Raw genomic sequence first — 7755 nt, 5'->3', positions numbered from 1 at the left:
GGGGGGGGGTGCGCGCCGCCCGCGCCCGGCGCCGGTTCCGGCGGGGCCGCGCCGGAACGGGCCTCGCCGCAGCCCTGGGCGGGGCCGGCCGCAGGTTCGTCCGGGCGGTCGCCGGGCCGGTCCGGGCGGGCGGGGCGGAGGGGTCCCATGGCGGCCGACTTCCTCCAGCTGGACGTCCGGCAGGCCCCGCCCGGGCAGTTGTCCCAGTGGCTGGCCACGCGCCTGCGGGACGCGATCGCCGACGGGCGGCTGCCGGTGGGCAACCGGCTGCCCGCGTCCCGCGTGCTCGCCGCCGAACTGGGCGTGTCCCGGGGCGTGGTGACCGAGGCGTACCGGCGGCTGGGCGAGGACGGGCACGTCGCCGGGCGGGGGCGGGCCGGCACGGTGGTCGTGGCCGCCCCGGTCGGCGTCACGACGGCCCCGGCCCCCGCCACCGCCGCCCCGGCAACCGGCACGAGCACCCCGGTGGGCGTCACCGCCGCCCCGGCGGCCGGCACGACCACAGCGGCGGCCCGCACGACCGCCCCGGCGGGCGCCACGGCCACGCCGGGACAGCGGCGGTACGAGTTCCCGGGCGCCGGCGAGCTGTTCGTACCGGGCGAGCCCGGGGCCGGCGTCTACGACGCACTGCGCGCGGCGCCCGCCCGCATCGACCTCTCGCCCGGCCTTCCCGACCTCGCGTCCTTCCCCCGCGCCGCCTGGCTCCGCGCCGAACGCGCCGTCCTCGCCTCCCTCCCCGCCTCCGCCCTCGGCTACGGCGACCCCCGCGGCACGCCCGAGCTGCGCCGCGCCGTCACGGACTGGCTGGCCCGCAACCGGGGCGTCCGCGCCGACCCCGCCGAGCTGCTGATCGTGTCCGGCACCGCCCAGGCGCTCGGGCTCGTCGCCCGGGTGCTGCGCGCCGACGGGGTCACCGAACTGGCCGTCGAGGACCCGGGATCGCTCGGCGCCCGGCAGCACCTGCGCGCCGGGGGCCTGGACACTCCGCCGGTCCCGGTCGACGCCGAGGGGGTGCGCGTGGACGCGCTGGACGCCACGGGCGCGCGGGCGGTGCTCGTGACACCGGCGCACCAGTTCCCCATGGGCGTCGTCCTCGGGGGCGAGCGGCGGCGCGCCCTGATGCGCTGGGCGGCCGAGCGCGACGGGCTCGTCGTCGAGGACGACTACGACGCCGAACACCGCTACGACCGGCCGCCGGTGCCCGCCCTGCGGGCGATGCTGCCCGACCGGGTGATCTACGCCGGCAGCGTGTCCAAACTGCTCGCCCCGGCCCTGCGCATCGGGTGGGTGCTGGCGCCCCCGAAGTACCGGGACGCGCTGGTGGACGCCAAGCGGTTCATGGACCTCGGCAGTGCCGCACTGCCCCAGCTGGTGCTGGCGCGGCTGATGGGGACGGGTGCGCTCGAACGGCACCTGCGTCTGCTGCGCGGGCGGCACCGGCAGCGGCGGGACGCGATGATCGCCTCGATCGGGCGCCACCTGCCGGGCGCGGTGGTGCACGGGGCGGCGGCGGGGCTGCACCTGACCGTCACCTTCCCCCCGCGCGGGGGCGGACCCGGGACCGCCCCCGGACCCGCCGGCCCCGGAACCCCGCCCCCGGAGCCCGCCGGACCGGTGGACACCCGCCTCGCGGCGGCGGCCCTGGCGCGGGGCGTGAAGACGCACCCGCTGTCCTGGCACGCCCAGCTGCCGTGCCCGCCCGGCCTGGTGATGGGGTACGCGGCCGGCGGCCCCGGCACGGTCGCGGACGGCGTCCGGATCATCGGCGGGGCCATCGGCCGCCCACCCGGCGGCCGGTGAGCCGGGGCGGCCGCCCACCCGCCCATCCCCCACCCGGCGACCGGCGAACCACGTCGGCCCCCGCCCGCCCCCGCCCGCCCCGCCCGGCGCATCCGCCGTGCGACGTGCCGGAACCGGCGCGATCATCGGATCATGACGACGACGATCCACCTCGCCCAGCAACCCGAGGCCGACGAGCTGCTGGGCCGCAGTCCGCTGGCCGCGCTCGTCGGAATGCTCCTGGACCAGCAGGTGCCCATGGAGTGGGCGTTCTCCGGCCCGTACACGATCGCCCGGCGCATGGACGCCGACGACCTGGACGCGCACGCGATCGCGGCGTACGACCCGGAGGCCTTCGTCGCCCTGCTGTCCGCGAAGCCCGCCGTGCACCGCTACCCGGGGTCGATGGCGAAGCGGGTGCAGCAGCTGTGCCAGTACCTGGTGGACGAGTACGGCGGTGAGGCGGAGGCCGTCTGGTCGGACGCCGCCACCGGGCGGGAGCTGCTGGACCGGCTGCTCGCGCTGCCCGGGTTCGGCCGGCAGAAGGCGCAGATCTTCCTGGCGCTGCTGGGCAAGCAGTACGGCGTACGGCCCGAGGGCTGGCGGGAGGCGGCGGGCGCGTACGGCGAGCAGGGCGCGTACCGGTCGGCCGCCGACATCACCGGGCCGGAGTCGCTCGCCAGGGTCCGCGCGTACAAGCAGGAGGCGAAGCGCGCCGCGAAGGCGGCCAAGTCCGAGCGGCCCGCGAAGGGCGCGGCGGGCGGCGGGACCGCCAAGGGTGCCAAATCGACCGGGAGGTCGGGAAGTTCGGCGCCGGAGTGACATGTTCCGTTGCCAATCGTACGGAATATCACGTGAGTTGCGGCACATCTGTTCACAGGAGCGTGGGAGATCGCTAGCTTCCCTTCAACCTCGTTCGCACCGGGAAGGACCTCTGTGAACGCATCCCATCGCAGAGCCGTGGCCACCCTGGCCGCAGCCGCACTCGCCACCCCGCTCCTGCTGGCTTCCGCATCCCCCGCTTCCGCCGGTCGGCACGACCCCGGCGCCGAAGCGGCCAAGGACGCCGCGAAGCTCTCCAAGAAGCTGGTGCGGGAGGCGTCCGGCAAGGACGCCTACAAGCACCTGGAGAAGTTCCAGCAGATAGCCGACTCGGCCGACGGCCACCGGGCGGCCGGCTCGCTCGGACACGACGCCTCGGCCGCGTACGTGTACCAGCAGCTCAAGAAGGCCGGTTACCAGGTCTCGTACCAGAAGTTCGAGTTCATCTACACCCAGACCCAGGCGGAGAGGCTCGCGGTCGTCTCGCCGGCGCCGCGTGCTCTCACCATCGGGGCGATGACCTACACCAAGTCGACGCCGGTCGGCGGGGTGAAGGCCGGCCTCGCCGCCGTCCCGGCCCCCGCGGACGACGCGACGCCCGGCTGCGAGGCCGCCGACTACGCGTCCGGCACCTTCACCGGCAAGATCGCCCTGATCAAGCGCGGCGGCTGCACGTTCGCCGACAAGCAGGCCCAGGCCGCCGCGGCGGGCGCGATCGGCGCCATCGTCTACAACAACGTCCCGGGCGCGCTCGGCGGCACCCTGGGCGACCCGGCGGCCGGCAAGATCCCGACCGGTGGCGTCTCCCAGGCCGACGGCGAGCAGCTCGTCGCCGACCTGGCCAAGGGCCCGGTCGAGGTCGACTTCGAGATCCGCCAGCTCCAGGAGAAGCGGACCACGAACAACGTCATCGCGGAGACCGCGCGCGGCAACGCCGCCAACACCGTGATGCTCGGCGCGCACCTCGACTCGGTGACCGCCGGCCCCGGCATCAACGACAACGGCTCCGGCTCCGCCGGTCTGCTGGAAGTCGCCCTGGACCTGGCCAAGTCCAAGGAGAAGCCCACCAACAAGGTGCGCTTCGCCTGGTGGTCCGCCGAGGAGAACGGCCTGCTCGGCTCCGAGCACTACGTCGCGAACCTCAGCGAGCTGGACCGCAAGGAGATCAAGCTCTACCTGAACTTCGACATGATCGCCTCGCCGAACTACGGGCTGTTCGTGTACGACGGCGACAACTCCGACGGTGTCGGCGCCCCCGCCGGTCCGGCCGGCTCGGCGCAGATCGAGCGCGACATCAACGAGTTCATGGACAAGCAGGGCCGCCCGCACGAGGGCACCGACTTCACCGGCCGCTCGGACTACGGGCCGTTCATCGAGGTCGGCATCCCGTCCGGTGGCACCTTCACCGGCGCCGAGGGCCTGAAGACCGCCAAGCAGGCGGAGAAGTTCGGCGGCACGGCGGGTGTGGCGTACGACGCGTGCTACCACGCCAAGTGCGACGACATCAAGAACGTCAACATGACGGCGTTCGACGCCAACATCGACGTCATCGCCAACGCCGTGGGCGTCTACTCCCACGACCTCAGCTCGCTGCGCAAGCCGGTCGTCACCGTCCCCACCGACGGTGACGCGGGCAGCGGCGGCGGCCTGCACGACGGCCACGACCACGACGTGACCGAGTAGTCCGGGAGGACGAACGGGCACCGGCCCGGGAGGACATACGGGCACCGGCCCGGGACGGCGCGCCGCGGACGACCTCCGCGGCGCGCCGTCCGCGTTCCGGGGGCGCGGTGCGGCCCGCCCGGTCCCACCTGTCCCGCCTGTCCCGGTATGCGGGAAATTCCCCCGCAGCGCACCGGCGTCGCGTGGCTGCGCCGGGAGGCGCTCGCCCGGTAGGCTTTCCGTGTGATCTTCAAGCGCATCGGTAACGGGCGGCCGTATCCCGACCACGGCCGGGAAAGCACCCGGCAGTGGGCGGATGTCGCGCCGCGCCCGGTCCGCCTCGATCAGCTCGTGACCACCAAGGGCCAGCTGGATCTGGAGACGCTCCTCGCCGAGGACTCGACGTTCTACGGCGACCTCTTCGCGCACGTCGTGAAGTGGCAGGGCGACCTCTACCTCGAGGACGGACTGCACCGCGCCGTGCGCGCGGCCCTCCAGCAGCGCCAGGTGCTCCACGCCCGCGTGCTGGAACTGGACTGATCGGCCCGGATCCGGCGGACGCGCCCGGTGGTGTCAGCCTTTCGGGCCCTTTCGCACCCGTCCGGCCCCATCCACTGATCGTTTAGTAGGCATAGTCCCCGGGCGGCATTACGCTGCGCTCATGAGCATGCTCACTCCCCCCGGTATGGGCGGAAAGTACCGCATCACGGGTAATGCCTACCCGCGCATGCGCCGCCCTCGTCGGCGTCGCCGGATCGTGGTCGCGGCCCTCGCCGCAGTGGTCGCCCTCGGCCTGGCCGGCTGGGGAACGCTGCAGCTCATCGATGTCTTCGGCGGAGGCTCGGCGGACAGCCGCGCACGCACCACGGCGGGCCCCGGCTGCAAGCCGCGGAAGGTGCCCGTCACCCCGGTGCACGTACCGCTCAAGCCCGCGCAGATCACGGTGAACGTCTACAACGCGACGCCCCGCGCGGGCCTCGCCAAGACGACCGCCGACGAGCTGAAGAAGCGCGGCTTCGCGATCGGCAAGGTGGGCAACGCGCCGGCCGCCTACGACAAGAAGGTCCCCGGCACCGGCATGCTGCTGGGCGCCCCCGGGGCCCGCGAGAACGCCTTCCCCGTGCTGGGTACGCAGCTGAAGGGCGCCACGCTCAAGATGGACGCCCGGGCGACGGCGGACGTGGACCTGATCATCGGGACCGCCTTCAAGGCCCTCACACCGCCGAAGGACGCGACCGCGGCCCTGACCGCCCTGGCCAAGCCCGCGCCCGCGCCCTCCGGGAAGTGCTGAACGCGTACCGCGGCCCCCGGGCCGCGGTACGCGGTGCGGGGACCGCTAGTCCGCCGTTCCGTACATCCGGTCGCCCGCGTCGCCCAGGCCCGGCACGATGTAGCCGTGCTCGTTGAGGCGCTCGTCGACCGAGGCCGTCACGACCGTCACCGGCGTACCCGCCAGCTCGCGCTCCATGACCTCGACGCCCTCGGGGGCCGCCAGCAGCACGACCGCCGTCACGTCGTCCGCGCCGCGCTTGATCAGCTCCCGGATCGCGGCGACCAGCGTGCCGCCCGTCGCCAGCATCGGGTCCAGGACGTACACCTGGCGCCCTGACAGGTCCTCCGGCATGCGCGTGGCGTAGGTGGACGCCTCGAGCGTCTCCTCGTTGCGGATCATGCCGAGGAAGCCCACCTCGGCGGTCGGCAGCAGCCGCACCATGCCGTCGAGCATGCCGAGGCCGGCCCGCAGGATCGGCACCACGAGCGGCTTGGGGCTCGACAGCTTCACGCCGGTCGTCGGGGTGACCGGGGTCTCGATGTCGACCTGCTCGGTACGCACGTCCCGGGTGGCCTCGTACGCGAGCAGGGTGACCAGCTCGTCGGCGAGCCGCCGGAAGGTCGGGGAGTCGGTGCGCCTGTCGCGCAGCGTGGTGAGTTTGTGCGCCACCAGCGGGTGGTCGACGACGTGGATCCGCATGCCCTCAACAGTAGCCCGCACTGGCATGCACCCCCGCCGCGGAGGGAAGGTGGGGTGGACGGACCCAGCCTGGGGGTGGTCGTGATGCCGGACCCTGAAGAGCCGGAGCGGGAACGGGACGGCCGGGCGCCGGACCGCCAGGAGGCCGACGCCGAGCGGAGGCGGCGGCGCGCCCAGTTCCTGCGCGAACTGAACGAGGCCAAGGCGTTGCGCGACCGTGTACAGCCGCGCCGGGCGAGGGCGGCGCGGATGCGTCAGCAGATGCGGATGCGCACGTTCCGCTGGTGAGCCGCCGGTGCCCCGCCGCGAGCCGGGGGAGGTCCGCTGGTGACACGGACCGGGTGCCGGGCTCAGACTGGTGCACGACGCAAGAGCGGAACACCTCTCCTGAGGGCCTCGCATCTGCCACGATGCCGAGTGGGCGGGGCATCGAAGGAGCGTGCCGCCCGATCGTCACACCTCTGATCAGTGGGAGAGTCACGGTGTACTTCGCCGCACTGCTCGCGCGCACCGAAGACGGGTGGGAAGCGAGCGACACAGAGCTCGACGATGTGGAGACCTTGTCGGATCTGACCGAGCTGGCCCGTGAGGCCTCGGTGGACGACGACACAGTGATCGTCTTCATCGAGCAGGAGGACGCATGGTTCGGCATCGTCCGCGTGGAGGGTGAGGAAGACCCTCGTATCTACGTCTCCGACGGAGCGGCCGCCGCCCGCTCCTCGTACGGGGAGATCCTCACCAAGGAACTGCTGGGCGACGACCAGGAGGACGACGGCCCCGACCTGGACGCGCTGGACCTCGACGGCACCGAGGACGGGGAGCCGGACGAGGACGACGACGAGGAGGAATCGGCGGTGGCGGCCGAGGTCGTGCCCGCGGAGCCGGTCGGCGACCGGCTGGTCCTGGCCGACCTGGGCCTGTCCGAGAAGGAGCTGCTGGCGCTCGACACCGACGCGCTGTCCGAGATCGCGGACGCGCTCGGCGCCGCGGAGGTGCTGGAGGCCGTCCGCTAGTGCGTCCGGCATCGACACCCCTGCCCGCCGCGGCCGATCCCGTCCGGGAGCCATGGCGGGCGCCCATGCGCCGTGCGCTGGAGGAGGCCGGGCGGGCCGCGCGGGCCGGCGACGTGCCGGTCGGCGCGGTCGTCCTGTCCCCGGACGGCACGGTGCTCGCCACCGGTCACAACGAGCGCGAGGTCACCGGCGACCCGACGGCGCACGCCGAGGTGCTGGCGCTGCGCCGGGCGGCCGCGGCGTACGGGGAGTGGCGGCTGACGGGCTGCACCCTGGTCGTCACGCTGGAACCGTGCGTGATGTGCGCGGGCGCCCTGGTGCAGTCCCGGGTGGACCGGCTGGTGTTCGGGGCGCCGGACGAGAAGGCGGGCGCGGTCGGCTCCCTGTGGGACCTCGTGCGCGACCGGCGGCTCAACCACCGGCCGGAGGTCGTGCGGGGGGTGCTGGCGGAGGAGTGCGCGGCACTGCTGACACGTTTCTTCCGCGACCGCTGACCACGGATTTCTT

Annotated in this window: 9 protein-coding genes; 8 read left to right on the top strand and 1 reads right to left on the bottom strand. The window is 73.9% G+C overall.

Annotation, left to right across the window (positions count from 1 at the left end; genetic code table 11):
* Positions 1-147: 147 nt before the first annotated feature.
* From A4V12_RS15075 to A4V12_RS15055, 5 genes are all read left to right on the top strand, one after another.
* Positions 148-1800: a PLP-dependent aminotransferase family protein gene (locus A4V12_RS15075; RefSeq protein WP_064069845.1), complete on the top strand. Its 1653-nt coding sequence runs from the start codon at positions 148-150 to the stop codon at positions 1798-1800.
* A gap of 132 nt (positions 1801-1932) precedes the next feature.
* The gene (locus tag A4V12_RS15070) at positions 1933-2601 is read left to right on the top strand and encodes an HhH-GPD-type base excision DNA repair protein (protein ID WP_064069844.1); all 669 of its coding nucleotides are present in this window, start codon (positions 1933-1935) and stop codon (positions 2599-2601) included.
* A 138-nt stretch (positions 2602-2739) separates the two neighbouring features.
* Positions 2740-4284, top strand: a complete 1545-nt coding sequence (locus tag A4V12_RS15065; RefSeq protein ID WP_064069843.1) for a M28 family metallopeptidase — start codon at positions 2740-2742, stop codon at positions 4282-4284.
* A 222-nt stretch (positions 4285-4506) separates the two neighbouring features.
* Positions 4507-4803 (top strand): type II toxin-antitoxin system VapB family antitoxin, encoded by a 297-nt coding sequence (locus tag A4V12_RS15060; RefSeq protein ID WP_003999914.1) that lies wholly within the window; start codon positions 4507-4509, stop codon positions 4801-4803.
* A 121-nt stretch (positions 4804-4924) separates the two neighbouring features.
* On the top strand, positions 4925-5554 hold the full coding sequence (locus A4V12_RS15055) for a LytR C-terminal domain-containing protein (RefSeq protein WP_064069842.1): 630 nt from the start codon (positions 4925-4927) through the stop codon (positions 5552-5554).
* Between the two features lie 45 nt (positions 5555-5599).
* Here the strand turns inward: A4V12_RS15055 and upp are convergent, their stop codons facing one another.
* Positions 5600-6235 (bottom strand): uracil phosphoribosyltransferase, encoded by a 636-nt coding sequence (gene upp, locus A4V12_RS15050; RefSeq protein WP_064069841.1) that lies wholly within the window; start codon positions 6233-6235, stop codon positions 5600-5602.
* Positions 6236-6319: 84 nt separating this feature from the next.
* Here upp and A4V12_RS15045 point away from each other — a divergent pair, with 84 nt between their 5' ends.
* From A4V12_RS15045 to tadA, 3 genes are all read left to right on the top strand, one after another.
* Entirely contained in the window at positions 6320-6523 is a 204-nt protein-coding gene (locus A4V12_RS15045; RefSeq protein WP_064069867.1) for a hypothetical protein, read from the top strand.
* A gap of 194 nt (positions 6524-6717) precedes the next feature.
* Positions 6718-7248: a hypothetical protein gene (locus tag A4V12_RS15040; RefSeq protein ID WP_064069840.1), complete on the top strand. Its 531-nt coding sequence runs from the start codon at positions 6718-6720 to the stop codon at positions 7246-7248.
* Positions 7249-7313: 65 nt separating this feature from the next.
* Entirely contained in the window at positions 7314-7742 is a 429-nt protein-coding gene (gene tadA, locus A4V12_RS15035) for a tRNA adenosine(34) deaminase TadA (protein WP_064069839.1), read from the top strand.
* Positions 7743-7755 lie beyond the last annotated feature (13 nt).

Origin of the sequence: Streptomyces noursei, from assembly GCF_001646665.1 — a bacterium.
Classification (GTDB): domain Bacteria; phylum Actinomycetota; class Actinomycetes; order Streptomycetales; family Streptomycetaceae; genus Streptomyces; species Streptomyces lavendulocolor.
This window is presented reverse-complemented; position numbering and strand designations above follow the sequence as displayed.